This window comes from Pseudoalteromonas shioyasakiensis (assembly GCF_024518675.1).
Taxonomy (GTDB): Bacteria; Pseudomonadota; Gammaproteobacteria; order Enterobacterales; family Alteromonadaceae; genus Pseudoalteromonas; species Pseudoalteromonas shioyasakiensis_B.
On sequence record NZ_JANIGL010000002.1, the window covers coordinates 330,925 to 350,461 of the forward strand.

The following is a 19,537-nucleotide window of genomic DNA, read 5'->3' on the forward strand; positions in this document are numbered from 1 at the left end:
ACAAAACTAGCGTAACTCAACAGGGACAGCAAAAACAATGTTTTCTTCTTCACCTGGATTTTCTATTACTTGTTTACCACCAAGCTCTTGTAACTTACTGATCACTTGTTGCACCAATACCTCAGGTGCAGATGCACCCGCGGTGACGCCAACAGTATTAGCATTGTCAAACCATGCATTTTCGACACTGCTAGCATCATCAATTAAATAAGAGACAGTGCCCATTTTATCAGCAAGCTCGCGTAAACGATTTGAGTTTGAGCTATTTTTAGCACCAACCACTAATAACACATCAACTTTATCTGCTAAATCACGAACAGCATCTTGACGGTTTTGTGTGGCATAACAAATATCATCTTTACGAGGGCCATCAATAGCAGGGTATTTAGCGCGCAAAGCATCAATAACATCAGCAGTATCATCAACCGACAAAGTTGTTTGGCTACAATAAAAAAGGTTATTTGGATTCTTCACATTAAGTTTAGCAACATCTTCTGCCGTTTCAACTAGATAGATACCGCCGTTGCTATTATCGTACTGTCCCATCGTCCCTTCAACTTCAGGATGACCATGGTGACCAATTAAAATACACTCAGTTCCCTTACGGCTAGCGCGGGTAACTTCCATATGTACTTTAGTAACAAGTGGGCAGGTTGCATCAAATACCTTAAGCTCTCTGCGTTTTGCTTCGCTACGAACTGCTTGCGATACGCCATGCGCACTGAAAATTACAATACTGTCATCAGGTACTTGATCAAGCTCTTCAACAAAAACCGCACCGCGGCGTTTTAAGCCATCAACCACATAGCGGTTGTGTACAACTTCATGACGTACATAGATTGGCTTTTCAAAAATATCTAAGGCGCGCTCAACAATGCTAATTGCACGGTCAACGCCCGCACAAAAACCGCGAGGATTAGCTAATAAAATATCCATTAATCATTTACCTTAGGTGTGTTATCAACTTCTAAAATTTCAACTTCAAAGGTTAATTGCTGACCTGCTAAAGGATGATTAAAATCAATGGTGACTGACTCACCTTGCACTTCACGTACAAGTCCAGGTAGTTCAGTGCCATCAGGTTGTGTAAACGCAATGATCGAACCTACTGTCGCCGGGGTTTCTGGACCAAATTTACTGCGCTCAACATAATAAATATTGTCCGGGTTTGGTTGACCGAAGGCATCTTCTGGCTCAAGTTCAAACGACTTGCTATCCCCTGGCGCTAAGCCAAATAAGCACTTTTCAAAGTTTGCCGTTAAGCTACCATCGCCCATCACCAGCTTAGCTGGTTTATTATGTACTTTGGTTGAATCAGCTGCAGAGCCATCAGAGAGTTTTATAGAAAAATGAAAAATCACTTCTGAGTTTTCAGCGATAACTGTTTGGCTCATGCTTTATGCTCCTTTGGACTTTCGCCAGTAAAGGCATCAAATAATAACAATGCTGCACCAACACAAATTGCACTATCAGCAATATTAAACGCTGGGAAATGCCAGCTTTCATAGTAGAAGTGCAAAAAGTCGATGACATAACCATAATACATACGGTCGTATAAATTACCGATCGCGCCAGCTAATACAAGCGAATAGGCACCACATAATATCTTATTAGACGCCGGCAAACGCTTCAACCACCAAATCAGCAAACCACTAATCGTGATTGCTATTATGCTTAAAAACCAACGTTGCCAACCGCTTTCATCACTTAAAAAGCTAAACGCTGCGCCGTAATTATGCACATAGGTCAGGTTAAAAAACGGTAATATATCAATTGAATCACGCAGATTCATGGTATTTACAACTAGCGTTTTACTGGCAAAGTCTGCTACTAAAAGTAACAGACTTAACCAAAGCCACACTAAACCACTTTTTTGGGCTAGCTTGCTCACTGACTACTCCTATGCGAATTGGCGGGTTTCGCCTTCGCCATCTACGTTGCTTACACAACGACCACAGATTTCAGGATGAGCAGGGTTCGCGCCTACGTCATCACAATAATGCCAGCAACGCTCACACTTTTGCGCATCCGTTGCCGCAACACTGATGTAAAGACCTTCAATTTCAGTTGTTTGAGTACCTTTTGGTTGCTCATTAACTGCAGTTACTGTTACTTGAGAGGTCAGTAATACAAAGCGTAACTCATCACCTAATGCTGCTAACTTATTGGCAATTTCTGAAGTAGCAAAGATACTTACATTCGCTTGTAAGGTCGCACCAATCACTTCTTCTTTACGTGCACCTTCCAGAACGCGGTTTACTTCATCACGCACTGTTAAAATAGTTAACCAGTCATCATTACTAAATTGGCCTTCAGTTACGGCTTTTAAGCCATCATACCAAACTGAGGTAAATACATATTGGTCACGCTCACCTGGTAATGCTTCCCAGATTTCTTGCGCTGTAAAGCTCATGATAGGCGCCATCCAGCGGGTCATTGCTTCAGCAATATGATACAAAGCTGTTTGACATGAACGACGCGCATGGCTGTCACTCTTCGCTGTATACTGGCGGTCTTTGATGACGTCTAAGTAGAACGAGCCTAACTCACCCGTACAGAAGTTCATTAGCTTTTGCGTAACTTGCAGCATCTGGAAGCTATCATAAGCGCTCACAATTTCATCTTGCAATTGCGCTGCACGACCTACAATCCAACGGTCAAGTTCAACCATGTCTTCAATAGCCACTTGATCAGTTTTTGGATCAAAACCACTTAAGTTAGCCAGTAAGTAACGGCTGGTATTACGAATACGACGGTAGCGATCCGCTGAACGCTTAAAGATTTCATCAGACACCGTCATTTCAGCCGTGTAATCAGTTGAAGCAACCCATAAGCGTAGAATATCTGCACCTAGTTTGTTCATCACATTTTGCGGTGAAATTACATTACCTAATGATTTAGACATCTTACGGCCATTCTCATCCACAGTGAAACCATGAGTAAGCACTTGGCGGTATGGCGCATGACCATTAATTGCAACCGAGGTCATCATTGATGACATAAACCAACCACGGTGCTGATCAGACCCTTCAAGGTATAAATCAGCTGGGCCTGTTAACTCTTCACGAGCGTCAACAACACACGCGTGAGTTACCCCTGAGTCAAACCAAACATCAAGTGTGTCTTGTACTTTCATGTATTGCTGAGCGTCTGCTTCACCTAATAAGGTCGCAGGCTCTAAATCATACCAAGCTTGAATACCTGATTTTTCTACCAGTTTTGCCGCTTCTTCAATCAATGATTGCGTATTAGGGTGTAATGCACCGGTGTCTTTATCAACAAATAAAGCAATTGGTACGCCCCAGGTACGCTGACGTGAAATACACCAGTCAGGACGCCCTTCTACCATATTTGCAATGCGGCTTTCGCCCCACTCTGGTAACCACTGGGTGTTTTTGATTTCGGCTAATGAATCTTGACGCAAATTAGCTTGATCCATGCTCACAAACCACTGCGGTGTTGCACGGAAAATAATCGGCGTTTTATGACGCCAACAATGCGGATAGCTATGCGTTAATGCATGGTGATGCATTAGCGCGTTACGCTCAGTTAATACATCAACAACACTGGCGTTTGCTTTAAATACGTGTTGACCTGCAAACAGTTCGGTGTCTGGTAGGTAAACGCCATTGGCACCTACTGGATTAGCCACTTCTAAACCGTATTGTAAGCCCGCCACGAAATCTTCTTGACCGTGACCCGGCGCGGTATGAACAATCCCCGTACCAGAGTCTGTCGTCACGTGTTCAGCCACAATTACAGGTACGTTAAAATCATAAAATGGATGAGCAACTTGAAGGTTTTCAAGCACTGCACCTTTCACATAACCTAAAACGTGATAATGGCTAAAGCCATAACGGTCCATAGCATCTTTTACGAGCTCTGAGCCTAAAATCAAACGCTGTTGCGCACCTTCATCGTCAACTTGAACAAGGGCATATTCTAAATCAGCGTGAACGGCAACCGCGCGGTTAGCTGGCAGCGTCCACGGTGTGGTTGTCCAAATCACGGTGCTTACAGTGCCTGTGCCTTCATGATCTGCTTTTAAGTCAAATGCGTTAACAACCGCGGCTTGATCAGTGAACTCAAAACGGACATCAATTGCTGGCGATTGCTTATCTTGGTACTCAACTTCGGCTTCAGCCAATGCTGAACCACAATCTGTACACCAGTGAACTGGCTTAGCGCCTTTATGTAAGTGCCCTTTTTCGATAATGCGGCCCAATACGCGAATTGCGTTGGCTTCAAAATCAAAGTTCATTGTTAAATACGGCTTATCCCAATCAGCAAAAACACCTAGGCGCTTAAAATCTACTTTTTGGCCTTCAACTTGCTTTTTAGCATAAGCACGGCATTTCTCACGAAATTCGGCCGCAGTGACTTTAACACCAGGTTTGCCAACCTTTTTCTCAACCATTAGCTCGATTGGTAAACCATGACAGTCCCAACCTGGTACATAAGGGGCATCAAAATCAGATAAAGTTTTAGACTTTACAATAATGTCTTTTAAAATTTTATTTACTGAATGGCCTAAATGGATATCGCCGTTTGCATACGGAGGGCCGTCATGCAAAATAAAGGTTTTTTTGCCTTTTTTAGCGTTGCGAATTTGACCGTACAGGTCGTCTTCATACCATGTTTTAAGCATTTTTGGTTCACGTTGTGCCAAATTGCCGCGCATTGGAAACATTGTTTCCGGTAAATTCAAAGTATGTTTGTAGTCGCTCATTAATCCTACTTTCCGTATCGGCTACCTAATTTAAACCAAAACACTGCTTAGCGGCAGCAACATCAGTTGCTATTTGTGCCGTCAATTGTGTTAATGTCTCGAATTTTTGCTCATCGCGAAGTTTTTCAATCAACTCCACATGCATAAACTGTCCGTATATCTCTAGCGCAAAATCAAATAAGTGCACTTCTAATAATGCGCGTGTTCCATTAAATGTGGGCTTATTGCCTATATTTGCAACCCCATATATTGTTTTATCTTTTAGCGTTACTCGCACTGCGAACACCCCATTTACTGGGCATACTTGTCGCTTTAAAGCAATGTTAGCAGTTCTAAAACCCAGTTCACGGCCACGTTTCCAACCATGTATCACACGCCCTGAAATCGCATAGTTATGACCGAGCATTGCCTTTGCTTGCTCTAACTGACCATGGGCAAGCGCTTCACGTATCAAGGTGCTGCTTACTCTAGCATTTAATTGGCGAAAACTCGCGGTGCTTTTTACATCCATTTGCGCCGCTTGGCCCATTTCAGATAACAACCTGAAATCTCCCTGACGCCGCTTACCAAAACGAAAGTCATCGCCAACGGTTAATGCTTTAACACCAAGTTTATTAATCAAAATTTCGCTAACAAACTGCTCAGCCTGCATATTTGCAAATTGTTGATTAAAACTGATGCAAATCACACGCTCTATACCCAAATTGGCCAACAAATTTAGCTTATCACGTAAACGTGTTAACCGAGCCGGCGCGTTATCTTTGGCAAAAAATTCTTGTGGCTGGGGTTCGAATAACATCACCGTGCTTGGCAGCTTGTATTTTTTAGCGTCATTAAGCAAGCCTTTAAGCACTTCGCCATGGCCTAAATGTACACCATCAAAATTACCAATGGTCAACACACAACCGTGATGCTGAGTGCGAATATTGTGAATACCTCTGATTAACTCCATACCACCTAATTGCCTTTACGAACCCGCCCGAAATTCTATTTCAGCCGTAGAAACGCCGATTATAATCTTTTTTTTAATTTGATTCAGTAGTTGCTACGTTTTTTATCGTATTTAGTCGCACACCGAGTATGAACATGGATAAGAAATAAACAACCCCGGCCAAAATCAATAACCCACTGAGTAAAATAACTTGCTGCGTAAAGTGCCATTCACGCCATAAAAATTGCGCAGCAGTATACCACACGCTCAGTCCCATTATCGCGCTTGCCAAAATACACTTAAAAGTAAAACGCGCACTAAAACCTGAGAAATGATACACCTGCTCTTTGTTTAATTGCCGGTATAGTAAATATGCATTGCAGCTAGCCGACATAGAAGTAGCTAAAGCTAACCCTAAGTAGCCAATAAACGGCGCTAACATAATATTAAATAACATATTCAACACCAGCGTTATAATGCCGATGCGCACCGGGGTTTTGGTATCTTGGCGGGCATAAAAGCCTGGTGCAAGTACCTTGATCAACATAAAACTGACTAAACCAACGGAGTAAGCCATTACACCCAAGCTCACAGCTTGAACATGGTCAATATCGCCTTCTTTAAATGCACCATGATCAAATAATACAGAAATAATAAGCGGGCTTATAAGCATGAGTCCGACCATGGCAGGCAAACCGAGAAATATTACAAACCGCACACCCCAGTCTAAAGTGTGCTGAAAATCACTGCCTTTATCGCTGCTATGTAATTTAGACAAAGCAGGCAAAATAACAGTGGCAATGCCAATGCCAAATAAACCTAATGGAAATTCAATTAATCTATCTGAGTAATAAAGCCAAGCAATTGAGCCTGTCATCAACAATGAGGCAATCATGGTATCAAGCAACAAATTAATTTGACTAATAGATACACCAAACAGCGCAGGGATCATCAAGGTGCGGACTTTTTTTACGTTATCGTCCTGCCAAGCCCAACGCGGCTTACTGAGCATCTTTGCTCGGTATAAAAACGGCAATTGAAACAATAACTGCACAACTCCACCCACAAATACCCCTATGGCAAGTGAGTATGCCCCGACTGAAAATTGATCGTGCAATAAAATAGCGCAGCTGATAATTGAAATATTCAGTAATACCGGCGTAAATGCTGCTACAGCAAAGCGGTTATAAACATTCATAACCGCGCCACTTAGCGCTACGAGACTCACGAAAAATAAATAAGGGAATGTCCATTTAAGTAATTCGCTGGCCAGCACAAACTTCTCACCTTCAGGGTTGCCTTGATACCACTCAATAAACCAGCCTGTACCAAATAAGGCCGCTATCACTGGCGATGCAATCACACCAACTAGGGTAACAATCAATAAAATGGTACCGAGTGTGCCCGCAGCTTGGGCAACAAAAAAGCGTACTTTATCGTCTCCCTGTTGTTCTTTTATTTCAGATAAAACCGGCACAAACGCTTGTGCAAAGGCACCTTCAGCAAATAAGCGGCGCAAAAAATTAGGAATACGATTTGAAAACAAGAAAACATCCGCTGCCGCATTGGCGCCCAGCAAGTTTGCCACCACAGCATCACGTACTAAACCCAAAATACGCGATATCATGGTCATTGCACTTACAATCATACCGGAACGAAATAATCCTTTTGCCACACTAAAACCTGCTTTAAAACCAATGAGAAAGTTAATTATGCCACAGACTTTTTTAGAAATCGCTCTAAAGCACTAGGCTCAGCGGATGGGCTTTGTTACAATAGCGATATTAACTGCTAAAGCGGCAAATTGATGTTCGTTACAAAGGAGCAGTTTTTCTTGTTATGTCAAATTTTTATTGACATTCATGATTAAAAAAGGCATATTCCACGGCCTTTAAATTAAGCTTATTTTAAGATTGTTAGGAGCAAACCTTGGCTAACATCAAGTCTGCAAAAAAACGCGCTATCACTAGCGAAAAAAACCGTCAGCATAACGCAAGCCGTCGTTCAATGATGCGTACATACTTCAAAAAAGTAGTTGTTGCTATTGAAGCGGGCGACAAGGAAGCTGCACAGCAAGCTTTCGCAGTTGCTACACCAATTTTAGACCGTTACGCAACTAAAGGTCTAATTCACAAAAACAAAGCTGCTCGTCATAAGAGCCGTTTAGCTGCTAAAATTAAAGCACTATAATTTGTTTTTGTAGAATATAAAAAACCGGCCTCGGCCGGTTTTTTTGTATCTAAGACAGCTTAACAGCAGTTTGTTAAGCTATTTCTAACTCCGGATAAAACTTTTTCAGCATCGCTGCTATCTTCTTCGGCGTAAATGGTTTAACAACAAAGCCCTTAGCCCCTTTATCTATCGCATCTTTAACATTCTCAACAGTTGAATGAGCGGATACCATAACAACATTGGTTGCAGGATTAATTTCATTTATTTTGGCAATAATTTCTTTACCATCACCATCAGGCAACTCAATATCTAAAAAAATAATATTATAGTTAGCTGCTTGGCATTCACTAATACATTGCGCTGCTGTTGAGGCCTCCGTGACATTGTCGATACCTAAATGCATCAGTGTCTGATTAAGAAAGCTACGTACCGTACCTACATCATCCACAATTAATATTGAAAGCTGCGCATTCATTCTTGATCCCCATAGGCTATAAGCTAGGTTTAAGTTATTATACTTAATATATAAACTTTTTTAATTCACTGATCTTATTATAGAGACACCTGCTTAAAAGGCCAGATTTGCTTCATGACAAATAAAATAAAAAAACAATCACTGCTTGGTAAAACACCGCAACGAAAAAAAACGCAACCCGTTAGCAATAAAAGAAAAGCACCAGCAACGACAACACAAACTGCCGCAGAGCAAAGCAACAGTGCTAATACCACTGTGCAAGCTAAGCCAAAAAGCCGAACACTGGTGATAACTTTGGCTATTTTACTATTAGGCTTTTTAATTACACCAAAGCCGCAATTAATTACCTATCAAAAGTTAGGCTTAGTGACCCAAAGTGTTTATTGGCCAGGAATATTCGGTTATGGCGCTAACTTGTTCGACTCGAGCTTAGAACCTAGAGCAGACTTAGAGCGTAATACCTTATACTTATGCCAAAACCTCAAACAACCAGAAAGCTGTCAAAAATACCGAATTACCGAGCAAAAAGGTGTTTTTTCAGCAATCAAGAAACTAATTTTGGATTAAAAAAACTAATCTGAGAATTACAAAATTACTTGGTTGAAAGGTGTGTAAAAGATCACCATAATGGCGCTCCTTTTTCAACACAAGTACACTGAAACGACCATGTTAAATGAGCTAGATTGGCTTTTAAACTTTACACTATTAGCCCTAGGATTAGGGGCACTATTTATCAACCAATTGACTTTACTGCGTGTTGCCGCTGTTAGCGCCTGCGTATTATTGTTTTTATCGTTTAGTTTAGACCTGATGTCATCAAGTGTTATTTCAAATATGAGCTTAGTGTTGATCAACACATTTTACTTGTTCAAGGTTTATACCTTTGGCCAATTGAATGTGACACCAAATTAATATCTCTCCCAAGATAATTTGATACCCCATTGAGTTTGCTCATTGGGGTATTTTTTTGCCTATAGAATGACTAACATTATGAACTAAGCTAAAATTCGCTGTGTATTAACTTATTTTGAGGTGGCTTATCTTATGTCTTTATCTGATTTTGATTTATTTTTATCTTCTATGGAAGATGTAGAGCCACTTAGCCACGATACCGTAACACTGCAGCATTTGAAGACATCGCCCTCACTTGCACAACAAGAAAAACGTAAAGCCGCCGAAGCAGACCTAATGATTGATGAAAACTATCTTAGAAGCGAACTCGTCGAGCTGTTAGCCCCTGATGCGTTACTAAGTTATAAAAATACCGGTGTACAAGAAGGGGTATTTAAAAACTTGCGCTTAGCAAAATACCAAATTGATGCCACACTCGATTTACACGGACAACCTCTTAAATCTGCCCGCCAAGCATTATTTGATTTTATACATGATTGCCATACTAAAAACATACGTGTGCTCTTAATTCGCCATGGAATTGGTATAAAAAACATAAAAACACCAGGTATATTAAAAAGTTACACTAATAAGTGGCTGCAAGAACTCAGCGCTGTATTGGCGTTTCATACCGCTTTAAAACAGCACGGGGGTATAGGTGCAACATATGTTTTACTGAAAAAGAGTGATGAGAAAAAACATGAGAATCGAGAGCGCCATGCGAAGCGCTGAGCTCTCGGAAGCTGTCTGATTAATCTTGTTGGGTGATTTCAGCTTGGTTTGGCTCATCGGCATTCGCCTGATTAAACCATGCTGATACTCCCATAAGAATGACCGATAGAACAATGAGACTAAATTTAACGCCGCCTTGTTGGTGTTTCATAGTTAACCTTGTTTTTTATTATTATTTTTATTTACTTCATTAGATTAGCTAAAATCACATATGTTAACAAGATGTACGCAGTATTAATTGTTCAAATTTTAATAACCTTTTGTTCTATCAACCTGATGATTTAGTTCTAACCCTTTATCGAGTAGCTGAACATTGTCTGCTATTTGCTGTGCAACACTGGTAATACTCGACAAAGCAGCGCAGTGCGGAGTGACTGTAATTGCATCATGAGACCAAAATGGGTGCTCTTTCGGTAATGGTTCTTGCCTAAATACATCTAAGGTTGCGGCGCGTATTATTTTATTGTCGAGTGCCCAAATTAAATCCTTTTCAACAACATGCTGACCACGAGCCACATTGATCACAACGCCATGCTCAGGGAGCTGAGTTAATAGCGCCTTATCAATAATATTTTCAGTCTGGGCCGTTAAAGGCAATAAGCACACGAGGTAATCTGCTTTAGACAAAATATTTGTCAGCCCTTCTTGGCTATGAACGCAGGTTACATCGGTAAATTGTTTCGGGCTTTGTGAAAAAGCACTTACAACAAAATTATTAGCAAGTAAGCGTATAGCGCAGTGTTGCCCTAGTTGACCAAACCCTAAAAATACTACATGGTTAAATTTATGCGCTCGTTTAGGCTGCCAAAGCTGAGCTTGTTGCTTGCCAAAATACTCTTTTAGTTTTAGCTTTTGCGCTAGAATGTGAGTTAACACATATTCAGCCATATCATCGGCTAAGGCTTCATCAACGATTCGTGTTACCACAACATCATCAGCTAATAAATCTAAGTTTATACTATCAACCCCAGCGCCGAATGATGAGACAGCTTTTAGATTGGGCAATTGTTGCCACATTTGCTCAGGCGCGAGCCAAGCAACGACAAACTCTACAGTATGTAAATTACGACAATCTGGCCAGAGCGAGATTTCTACACCTGGTAAATATGCTTGCAGTGTATTAACTAACTTTGTGCAGTCTCGGTTACTAATCGCGATGAGTAAGTGCATGTTTTTCTCTACCGTTTTTTTTTCATTATATTAAACACGTTAATAAACACCAATGTTAAATACCCTCTTTAAAAAGTCATACAACTGCAACCTAACTGTCATAGCAAACTTTTAATCTGTTCGTATATTGATCACCAGAGACAATGAGGTAATTATGATCAGTGTTGATAAAGTCATTGCGGCTAACCTTCCACAATTAGAAAACTCTCCGAAGGTAAAAGGATTAGTAAAAAAAGGATTAGGTTATTTGCTTCATGAGCAAGAGTTTGTCGCATTTGGCGACGCTTACCCTCATTTACAAGGCATCGAGTTTGTTGAGCAAGTGCTTGATGAACTTGACTTTGATACCCGATACAAACCAAAGCAGATTGAGAACATCCCGAGCGAAGGGAAGCTAGTAATTGTGGCAAACCACCCCATAGGTTCATTAGATGCATTAGCGCTGATCAAGGTTCTTTTTGGCGTTCGACAAGATTTAAAAGTGGTTGCCAATCGTATGCTAATGTCGGTCACTCCCATGCACTCGCTCTTATTACCGGTAGATAATTTATCTGGTACGAGTAAAAAACAAGAACTCAGCAACATCCACCAGCACCTAAAAGATGAAGGTGCTATTTTAATATTCCCGGCTGGGGAGGTCTCTCGCCTTAGTCCCACAGGTATTAAAGACTGTAAATGGAATAGTGGTTTTTTACGCATTGCTAAAAAAGCGAATTGCCCAATACTGCCTATTTATATTAAAGCCAAAAATAGCCCTCTATTTTATGGTACTTCGATGATTTATAAACCTCTGGCGAGTTTACTATTAGTAAAAGAAATGTTTAAACAACGGCAAAAATCGTTAGAGTTTGAAATTGGCGCATCGATTCCTCCCGAATCATATTTGATTGAAAATCTAAAAGATAAAGAAGTCGTCAATTTAATTCGCAAACAATTGTATGCGTTAAAATCCAAGAAAACATTGCCGCTAAAAACCCAGACGCCTATTGCCACATCAGAATGTCGTAAAGAACTTAAAAAAGCCATTGAAAAGTGTCAACTACTGGGCACCACTCAAGATGGTATGCAGATATACTTATATCAATACCAAGGTAGCTCAGCTATTTTTAGAGAGCTTGGCAGGCTACGAGAGATTTCATTTCGCACTGTCGGTGAAGGTAGTGGTAAACGTCGCGATATTGATAAATATGATATGGATTATCAGCACTTAGTATTGTGGGATCCTAGCCAATTAGAGTTAGTGGGCGCTTATCGCTTGGCGTGCGCGCAAGATGTTATAGATAAACATGGTCGCAAAGGTTTATATACGGATAGTTTATTTTCATACAGTGATGACATGGCCCCTTACTTTAAAGCAGGTATTGAGCTTGGTCGCAGTTTTGTCCAACCTAAATATTGGGGCCGTAAAAGTCTTGATTATTTATGGTATGGCATCGGTGCTTTTGTTAAAAACTACCCCCAATACCGCTATCTATACGGCGCAGTGAGTGTATCAAACGCCCTGCCTGATCAAGCTAAGGCTATGCTTGTGCATTATTATCAGCACTATTATGGTGCTAAGAACACTATCGCTACTCCTAACAATGAATTTAAAGCCACAGAACAGCAAATCAAACAATGCCAAAGTATATTTTGCGGGGATGATGTTAAAGAAGACTTTGTTGAACTCAAGCATATCCTAGCCAATATGGGCGCACAAGTGCCAACACTCTTTAAGCAATATACTGAACTATGCGAGCCTGGTGGTGTGCAGTTCTTAAGCTTTAGTGTTGACCCTGAATTCAATAACTGTATTGATGGTCTCGTCTTGGTTGATCTTGAAAAAGTGAAGGCAGGTAAAGCAAAACGCTACTTAGGCAAAGAATAACGCCTATTTAACACTACGTTATTAAAGTAAAAATGCTCGCTATACAACGCGAGCATTTTATTAACCATTAAATAAATTGCTTAGTATCTTAGTATATATCTGTTCTATTTTTATTAAATCAGCAATCGGCACATGCTCATTCACTTGATGAATCGTATTATTGCGAACACCGCACTCAATCACTTGCGTGTGGCTATTAGCAAAAAAACGGCCGTCGGACGTTCCCCCACTCGTGCTCAATAGAGGATAATTCCCTGTCACATTAAGTACTGCCTGCTCGACTTGTGCCAATAAGCAATGACTACCTTGGTGGGCAGTATAAAACGATTCACAGGGGCGCTCCCACTCAATATTAAGATTATTTGCTAAATCTCCCAGTGCAAATTGAATCTCATTTTTTATATCAGCACTTTTATAGCCATGGCTATAACGCACATTGAATGTCATTTCACAGTGCGCTGGCACCATATTATCTACCACGTTAGCAATATTGATCCCTGTAACCTGTAAACTGGTGTTAGAACTTGCCTCATCTTGCTGCCAGTCGATATTAGTGAGGCGTTTTACCACATCAGCACTCAAGTGAGCAGCATTGACTGTATTGTCAGGATAAGCAACATGACCCGCTTTACCGGCTATCGATAAGCGCGCAGAAAGTGCACCACGGCGACCATTTTTAATGGTATCCCCCACTTGTACATGACTAGTTGGTTCACCAACGATACAACCATCTAGTTGAATACCCTGTTGCGCTAAACGCTCAGCTATAAGTAAAGAACCATATTCAGCCTCGCCTTCTTCATCAGAGGTAATCAACCAATAGAATGTACCTTGCTTATGTGCAACATCAACCATCAGTTTTTGCGTGGCGCATAACATAGCAGCTACGCCCCCTTTCATATCGGCAGCTCCGCGACCATACACTGCATTATTCACAATTGCGCCAGAGAATGGCTCGACCAACCAATGTTCAGCACAAGCAGGCACCACATCTATATGCCCTGAAAAGGCATAGATAGGCCCCTCACCAAAACTTACTTTCGCAATTAAATTTGTCACACCATTAAAAGTAAACTGCTCACAGTCAAAGCCAAGTGAGTTCAACTGATATTCTAACCAGTCAATTGCGCCAGCTTGATTGGGCGTGATAGATTTGAAACCAATAAGTTGTTGTAAGTAAGCAACCACTGCCTGGTTCGGTTGAGTATTACTTGTCGTTGAAGTTTGAATAGCTAAGGTCATCATTAATACACCTAATCAATATCAAAGGTGTATTAATTAAAACCTGAATTTATGACCGCTTAATGACTGCCTTCTTCAATAAATGCTTCTTGTGTTACTTTGGCTATGTCTTTGTCATCTTTGGTTAAATTAGTTTGTTGCCAACGGCCGCGAGAAAACCAAATATAGGATACCAATGCCACTAAAACATTGGTTACAGCAAAAGAGTACCAAATCCCGTGATCGCCTAAGTCCGTGTGCTTAGACAAAATATACGCGGCAGGAAATTGCACTACACATTGTGAAAATAACGCTAACACCATCGCATTTAGCATATTTCCAGATGCCCTAAAAGCAGCCACAACACATAACTGCACGCCGATCCCACCCCATGTTAAACACATTACTCGAATAAACTGCGCTCCTTTATTAATTACCCCTGTATCATCTGGGATAAAAAATGCGACTAACATCGGGGCAAGTAGATACGCCAGAACTCCAATCACGGTTAAACCAACCAAACCCCATATAACAGCAAGCTGGGTTATTTGCTCTGCACGCTTGATATTTCCTGCCCCCATATTTTGCCCGACTAAAGTGGATACTGCCATCGATAACCCCATAGCGGGGATCATCACCATCTGCAAAATATTAGAGCCAACCCCATAGGCCGCAATCGTTTGCGTACCAAAGCTTGCTACTAGAAAAGACATAATAATTAAACCAAATGCACGGGTTGATAGCTCAACAGAGCCTGGTGCACCTAAAAAGAAAGCCTGTTTAATATATGTATAATCAGGAATAAAACTAGAGAGTTTTAGTTGAATACCGTGACGGCCCCGCATAAAAATAACGACACCCGCTATGGCTGCAATACTTTGCGTAACAAGAGTGGCTAATGCCGCGCCCATTACTCCATAGCCTGAGAAACTGCCGTAACCAAAAATAAATAATGGGTCTAGAATAAAATTAAGTAACACAGTTGTACTGACAATAATCAACGGCACCTTTGTTTGACCTATCCCCCGCATTAAGGCTTGGAACATAGCGTAAATGAAAACAAAAATAACGCCAATAAACGACACATGCATAAACTTAAGTGCATCAGCAAACACGACCTCATCCACACCAAGCAACTGCAAAAAATAAGGCGATAATACATAACCTAGACAGCCTAATACAGAGGCTGTAATTGTCACCATCAGCATAGTTTGCGCAGCAACATGGTTAACCTTATCTTGTTGTCCTGCTCCCATGTACTGTGCCGATAGAATAGCCCCAGCCATTGCAAGACCAGAACCAATAGCAATAACTAAAAATGTTACTGGCATACTGACAGACACAGCAGCAACTTGAGCAGCGCCTAAGCGTCCCACCCAAAAAGCGTCAGTTAATTGATATGCAGATTGCAAAATATTGATAAGAATAATAGGGACTGCCAGTTTCAGCAGCGCTTTACTGATTGAGCCATTTAGGAAAAGAGAATTAGTATGGTTCATGGTGCTCCTTGTCTATGGCTATTTATTATAGCTTAAAACCATGACCTATTGATGAACAAGTTAGTCAATATTTTTTAGCCATAACCGAGTAAAACTTTAATCTAAATCAAACAATTTAAAAACCTTGCCGCACAGCCTTATAAAGCTTGATCTAGAACAGTTTTTTATTTTTTAGTTACCCGATAATAGCTGCAATTAAAAAATAATCGTTCTCGGAGAACAACATGAAAAAACAACTAAGCGCAGCTTTATTTACTTCTTTATTGATCGCGTCTCCTTTTGCCAGTGCAAACCTAAGCGTTAATGTGGGTGCCATTAATGTAAACCCAGACAACAGTAGTTCAGCAATCAATGAGAATCCTGCTTTGGGTTTAAAGCCAGACTCTGACACGCAATTAGGTATTACTCTAGATTATGCGTTTAATGACCAATGGGTACTGGAGTTAGTGGCTGCAACCCCTTTCTCCCACGACGTAAACGGGACTGGCGGTTTAGCTGGTAATAATATTGCTAACATCAAGCATTTACCGCCATCGCTTATTGCTCAGTATCACTTTTTAGAAGGCAATTCTGCATTTAGGCCATTCGTTGGTGTAGGTGTTAACTACACTGTATTTTTTGATGAGCAGCCTTCTGCGGCACTTAAATCAATACTTGGTACTGAGAATGTTGAAGTTAAGCTAGATGATTCATTTGGTTTTGTCGCACAGGCCGGTTTCAATTATATGATCGACCCACATTGGGGGCTGCACGCCATGGTATCTGTCATGGATATTGAAACTGATGCGACCGTCTATGCAGACGGTGCTCAAGCGCTTACCTCAACAGTAAAAATTGACCCTGTTGTGGCTATGTTAGGTGTTAAATATAAATTTTAATATTACACATACTAAAAAGGCCGCTAGGCCTTTTTTATTACCTTATGGAGCCAGAGCCAGGTTAGTGACTTTTTTCTGCTCGAGCATTTCTTTCCAGTGCATCACCTCAGCAGGTAAAATAGGTGCAACACCATCAAAGCCTGCTTCTTGTAGCATTTCCTCCACACTGACAACACCCGCTTTGCGTTTAAACACACCACGCACATAGGCAATTGCATGAAGGCCGCGCTCAGAGTGAAATTTTTGCTCAATATAAAAGTACTTATGATCCCAACCGACCAAACGCGTACTAATGGTATAGCGTTGCATTGGTTTTATATCTCGTATGTAAGTAATCGCCGTCGCATTTACTATCGGAAACCAACGCTTTTTCATAATAACGCTAAGTAAGCCAACTCGCTCTGTCATCCACGTTCGTGCTAAATCCATCATGGCTAAATAACGGGAGTTCGTAAGATGCAAATTAATATCGCAATCAGAAGGCAGTGCTTTATAGTCAATATCAATCGTCTCAAGTAACGATTGATAGGTGCGGTTGCGTTTAATTTTAAAAAATAACAATAAAAGGCGAAAATAAAGGTTCACAATAAAGGTCTTACCAGTTAACAATACATTGAGTGTAGCACAGCAAGTTGCATTGGAGAATAATCTACTCTAATCTCACTGTTACGATAAAAAATAATATTTATAAAAATGATTAAATTAATATCTTCTTTAGCCGTCGCTTTATCACTTTGCAGCACCGCTGCTTGGGCAGACTTTGACTACCCAGGTGATGGCCAAGTTCGTTACCCTACGGGGGTTGAAAAACCATTTAAATTTGGCTTTGCTTGGCAAGCAAATGAGCAAAAGTTCACCATAGGTAAAAAAACCTATGATATGCAGCTACCTGAGTCTTATTCTATTGCCATCACTTTAGCAAAAGATGAACAGCAAATTTGGGTGCAAGAGTTTAACAACGGCTTTATAGAAGGGTTTAACTGGCAAATAGGTGAGCATACTCTGCAACTTAAAAAGCAAGAATTTAAAGACCCCGTAAAAGGCGACTACATTATAAGCTTGGATAACAAAGACTACTTTTTTGCCCGTAACAATATTAGCATCATGGTCAAATTTACTGATGATGGCATTGAAAATATTGCCATAGATGGAGTGACAAAAAATATGGGCACTAAACAATAGTGCCCATCGTTATCACAGTTATACCTTCACTGTTTTACGATTAATGCCATAATCCCGTAGTTTATTTGCTACTGCAGTGTGGCTTAAGCCTAATCGTTTTGCCAGCTGTCGAGAGCTTGGGTATGCCGGATACAGTTTACGTAACAGCGTTGCCTCAAAGCGTTTAACCGCTTGATCCAATGACCCCTCAAAATCTGATTCTAAATAACCTAAATCATGTGTGAAGGTAGGCAGCTGTAAGTGCTCTACTCGTAATTCATTATCATCAAGTAATGAGACCGCTCTATAAATAGCGTTTTCTAACTGGCGAACATTACCAGGCCAAGGATAGTCTTGTAAAAAAGCCAAACACTCTGCTGACAATTCAGGTATAGCGTGACCATTTTGCTGCGCATACTTTTGAATAAAGTGCTCAGCTAATGGTCCTACATCTGCTTTTCGGTCGCGTAAAGGGGCTATCTCAAGCGTTAATACATTGATGCGGTAATATAAATCTTCTCTAAACGCCCCTTCTTGCACCATGGCAGGTAAATCTTTTTGAGTCGCGGCAATAATGCGAACGTTTACCTTAACTTCATTCTCATCGCCAACCTTTCTAAAGGTACCATCTTGTAAAAAACGAAGTAATTTAGTTTGTAGCTGAGTCGACATTTCTCCCACTTCATCTAAAAACACAGTGCCACCATCGGCTTGCTCTAGCACGCCACGTTTCGGCGCTGCATTTTCTTCGTAACCGGCGTAACCAAATAACTCGGACTCAGCAACATCATCTGGCAGCGAAGCACAAGATAAGGCAATAAATGGTTTTACTGAGCGGTTAGAGGCGTAATGACAGGCACGTGCCAATAATTCTTTACCAGTGCCCGTTTCACCAGTGATCAGAATAGGCGCTTCAAGTTGTGCCATTTTACGTGCTTCACGAACCACTCTACGCATTGCGGTACTAAAGTTATGAATAGTTGCAAAACTTTCTTGGCCATATCGTCTAAATGCACTCACCTGCTGACCGAGGCGGCTTTGCGATTTAATATTAATAACCGCACCAGCAAGTACATCGCCTTCAATTCCTTGCGGCACTGCTATAGGCAAAATATCCGCAATATAATCCTCGCCAGCCACTTCTACTCTAGTGGTTTGCCCAAGCACTTCTTTACTTTCTAACCAACGAGTAAAATTAAATCCTTTCAGTAAGTTATTAATATTTGAGCCAATAACTTCTTGCTCTGTGAGTTGAAGGTCTTTACAAGCAGCATCGTTACAAAGTCTTACCCAACCCTTTGCATCAATCGAGATAATGCCATCGGGTAAAGCACGCAATAGCGTATTAAGCTCATTATGTTCACGCTCGGAAGGGAGGAAAGCTGTAGTACGGACATCAGTTACCCCATCAATCAAACGAATTGATGGCATTATTTTTTGAAATTGTTCAAACTCTATCGGCGGAAAACTCACATACATACGACAGTTAACCGAATCAACTTCAATTCCTTTTAAGTCAACTTGATAGTTGACTAAAATATTAAGTATTTCCTGAGCAATACCGATGCGGTCTGCACAATGAATATCTAAACGCATTTCACCCTCAAAAAAGAGAAAATCAATATGAGGCGAATAATACGCGAACTAGGTGGTTGTGGATAGTAGATTGTAAAGATTACTGAACGATTACACTTAATTTTTAAAATACATTTAATTCCCTGTAGATTTACTATAATTTAGTATTAAAGCTGTAAAATCAATTCACATTTTTTCCTTGTTGTAATTTTAAATAGAAAGCAAGTATAATAAAA

The 19,537-nt window shown here is 40.7% G+C and carries 20 protein-coding genes; 7 read left to right on the forward strand and 13 right to left on the reverse strand.

From position 1 onward, the window contains the following. Positions 1–6 precede the first annotated feature (6 nt). From ispH to murJ, 6 genes are all read right to left on the reverse strand, one after another. On the reverse strand, positions 7–936 hold the full coding sequence (gene ispH / locus NQT69_RS07395; protein ID WP_256827014.1) for a 4-hydroxy-3-methylbut-2-enyl diphosphate reductase: 930 nt from the start codon (positions 934–936) through the stop codon (positions 7–9). After that, complete coding sequence (fkpB, locus tag NQT69_RS07400; RefSeq protein WP_256827015.1) at positions 936–1,394, reverse strand: FKBP-type peptidyl-prolyl cis-trans isomerase; 459 nt, start codon at positions 1,392–1,394, stop codon at positions 936–938. Before fkpB ends, ispH begins: the two co-directional genes overlap by 1 nt. Then, positions 1,391–1,891, reverse strand: a complete 501-nt coding sequence (lspA, locus tag NQT69_RS07405; protein ID WP_256827016.1) for a signal peptidase II — start codon at positions 1,889–1,891, stop codon at positions 1,391–1,393. The genes fkpB and lspA overlap by 4 nt, the downstream gene beginning before the upstream one ends. A 9-nt stretch (positions 1,892–1,900) precedes the next feature. After that, positions 1,901–4,729 (reverse strand): isoleucine--tRNA ligase, encoded by a 2,829-nt coding sequence (ileS, locus tag NQT69_RS07410; protein ID WP_256827017.1) that lies wholly within the window; start codon positions 4,727–4,729, stop codon positions 1,901–1,903. A 25-nt stretch (positions 4,730–4,754) separates the two neighbouring features. Beyond that, on the reverse strand, positions 4,755–5,681 hold the full coding sequence (gene ribF, locus NQT69_RS07415; RefSeq protein ID WP_256827018.1) for a bifunctional riboflavin kinase/FAD synthetase: 927 nt from the start codon (positions 5,679–5,681) through the stop codon (positions 4,755–4,757). Between the two features lie 73 nt (positions 5,682–5,754). After that, entirely contained in the window at positions 5,755–7,293 is a 1,539-nt protein-coding gene (murJ, locus tag NQT69_RS07420; protein ID WP_372822964.1) for a murein biosynthesis integral membrane protein MurJ, read from the reverse strand. Between the two features lie 296 nt (positions 7,294–7,589). Here murJ and rpsT point away from each other — a divergent pair, with 296 nt between their 5' ends. After that, complete coding sequence (gene rpsT, locus NQT69_RS07425; RefSeq protein ID WP_016708897.1) at positions 7,590–7,850, forward strand: 30S ribosomal protein S20; 261 nt, start codon at positions 7,590–7,592, stop codon at positions 7,848–7,850. 73 nt (positions 7,851–7,923) lie between these two features. Here the strand turns inward: rpsT and NQT69_RS07430 are convergent, their stop codons facing one another. Then, positions 7,924–8,307, reverse strand: a complete 384-nt coding sequence (locus NQT69_RS07430; protein WP_256827020.1) for a response regulator — start codon at positions 8,305–8,307, stop codon at positions 7,924–7,926. A gap of 114 nt (positions 8,308–8,421) precedes the next feature. Between NQT69_RS07430 and NQT69_RS07435 the strand changes: the two genes are divergently transcribed. From NQT69_RS07435 to smrA, 3 genes are all read left to right on the forward strand, one after another. Next, entirely contained in the window at positions 8,422–8,874 is a 453-nt protein-coding gene (locus NQT69_RS07435) for a hypothetical protein (protein ID WP_256827021.1), read from the forward strand. 99 nt (positions 8,875–8,973) lie between these two features. Next, a complete protein-coding gene (locus tag NQT69_RS07440) occupies positions 8,974–9,219 on the forward strand; it encodes a hypothetical protein (protein WP_256827430.1) in 246 nt (81 codons plus the stop codon). Positions 9,220–9,351: 132 nt separating this feature from the next. Next, positions 9,352–9,930: a DNA endonuclease SmrA gene (gene smrA, locus NQT69_RS07445; protein ID WP_256827022.1), complete on the forward strand. Its 579-nt coding sequence runs from the start codon at positions 9,352–9,354 to the stop codon at positions 9,928–9,930. 19 nt (positions 9,931–9,949) lie between these two features. Here smrA and NQT69_RS07450 read toward each other — a convergent pair whose 3' ends face one another. Both NQT69_RS07450 and NQT69_RS07455 read right to left on the reverse strand, forming a co-directional pair. Next, positions 9,950–10,081 (reverse strand): hypothetical protein, encoded by a 132-nt coding sequence (locus tag NQT69_RS07450; protein WP_256827023.1) that lies wholly within the window; start codon positions 10,079–10,081, stop codon positions 9,950–9,952. Between the two features lie 98 nt (positions 10,082–10,179). Further along, entirely contained in the window at positions 10,180–11,100 is a 921-nt protein-coding gene (locus NQT69_RS07455; protein WP_256827024.1) for a 2-hydroxyacid dehydrogenase, read from the reverse strand. A 154-nt stretch (positions 11,101–11,254) separates the two neighbouring features. Here NQT69_RS07455 and NQT69_RS07460 point away from each other — a divergent pair, with 154 nt between their 5' ends. Next, complete coding sequence (locus tag NQT69_RS07460) at positions 11,255–12,967, forward strand: GNAT family N-acyltransferase (protein WP_256827025.1); 1,713 nt, start codon at positions 11,255–11,257, stop codon at positions 12,965–12,967. A gap of 60 nt (positions 12,968–13,027) precedes the next feature. Here NQT69_RS07460 and dapE read toward each other — a convergent pair whose 3' ends face one another. Together dapE and NQT69_RS07470 are read right to left on the reverse strand one after the other, a co-directional pair. After that, a complete protein-coding gene (gene dapE / locus NQT69_RS07465) occupies positions 13,028–14,209 on the reverse strand; it encodes a succinyl-diaminopimelate desuccinylase (RefSeq protein ID WP_256827431.1) in 1,182 nt (393 codons plus the stop codon). 59 nt (positions 14,210–14,268) lie between these two features. After that, positions 14,269–15,687, reverse strand: a complete 1,419-nt coding sequence (locus NQT69_RS07470; protein WP_256827026.1) for an MATE family efflux transporter — start codon at positions 15,685–15,687, stop codon at positions 14,269–14,271. A 224-nt stretch (positions 15,688–15,911) separates the two neighbouring features. Between NQT69_RS07470 and NQT69_RS07475 the strand changes: the two genes are divergently transcribed. Beyond that, a complete protein-coding gene (locus NQT69_RS07475) occupies positions 15,912–16,565 on the forward strand; it encodes an OmpW/AlkL family protein (RefSeq protein WP_256827027.1) in 654 nt (217 codons plus the stop codon). Positions 16,566–16,607: 42 nt separating this feature from the next. Here NQT69_RS07475 and NQT69_RS07480 read toward each other — a convergent pair whose 3' ends face one another. Beyond that, a complete protein-coding gene (locus NQT69_RS07480; RefSeq protein ID WP_256827028.1) occupies positions 16,608–17,150 on the reverse strand; it encodes a thioesterase family protein in 543 nt (180 codons plus the stop codon). A gap of 108 nt (positions 17,151–17,258) precedes the next feature. Between NQT69_RS07480 and NQT69_RS07485 the strand changes: the two genes are divergently transcribed. Continuing rightward, on the forward strand, positions 17,259–17,747 hold the full coding sequence (locus tag NQT69_RS07485; protein WP_256827029.1) for a hypothetical protein: 489 nt from the start codon (positions 17,259–17,261) through the stop codon (positions 17,745–17,747). Between the two features lie 18 nt (positions 17,748–17,765). Here the strand turns inward: NQT69_RS07485 and tyrR are convergent, their stop codons facing one another. Further along, positions 17,766–19,322, reverse strand: coding sequence for a transcriptional regulator TyrR (tyrR, locus tag NQT69_RS07490; RefSeq protein WP_256827030.1), 1,557 nt, complete (start codon positions 19,320–19,322; stop codon positions 17,766–17,768). Positions 19,323–19,537: the final 215 nt, after the last annotated feature.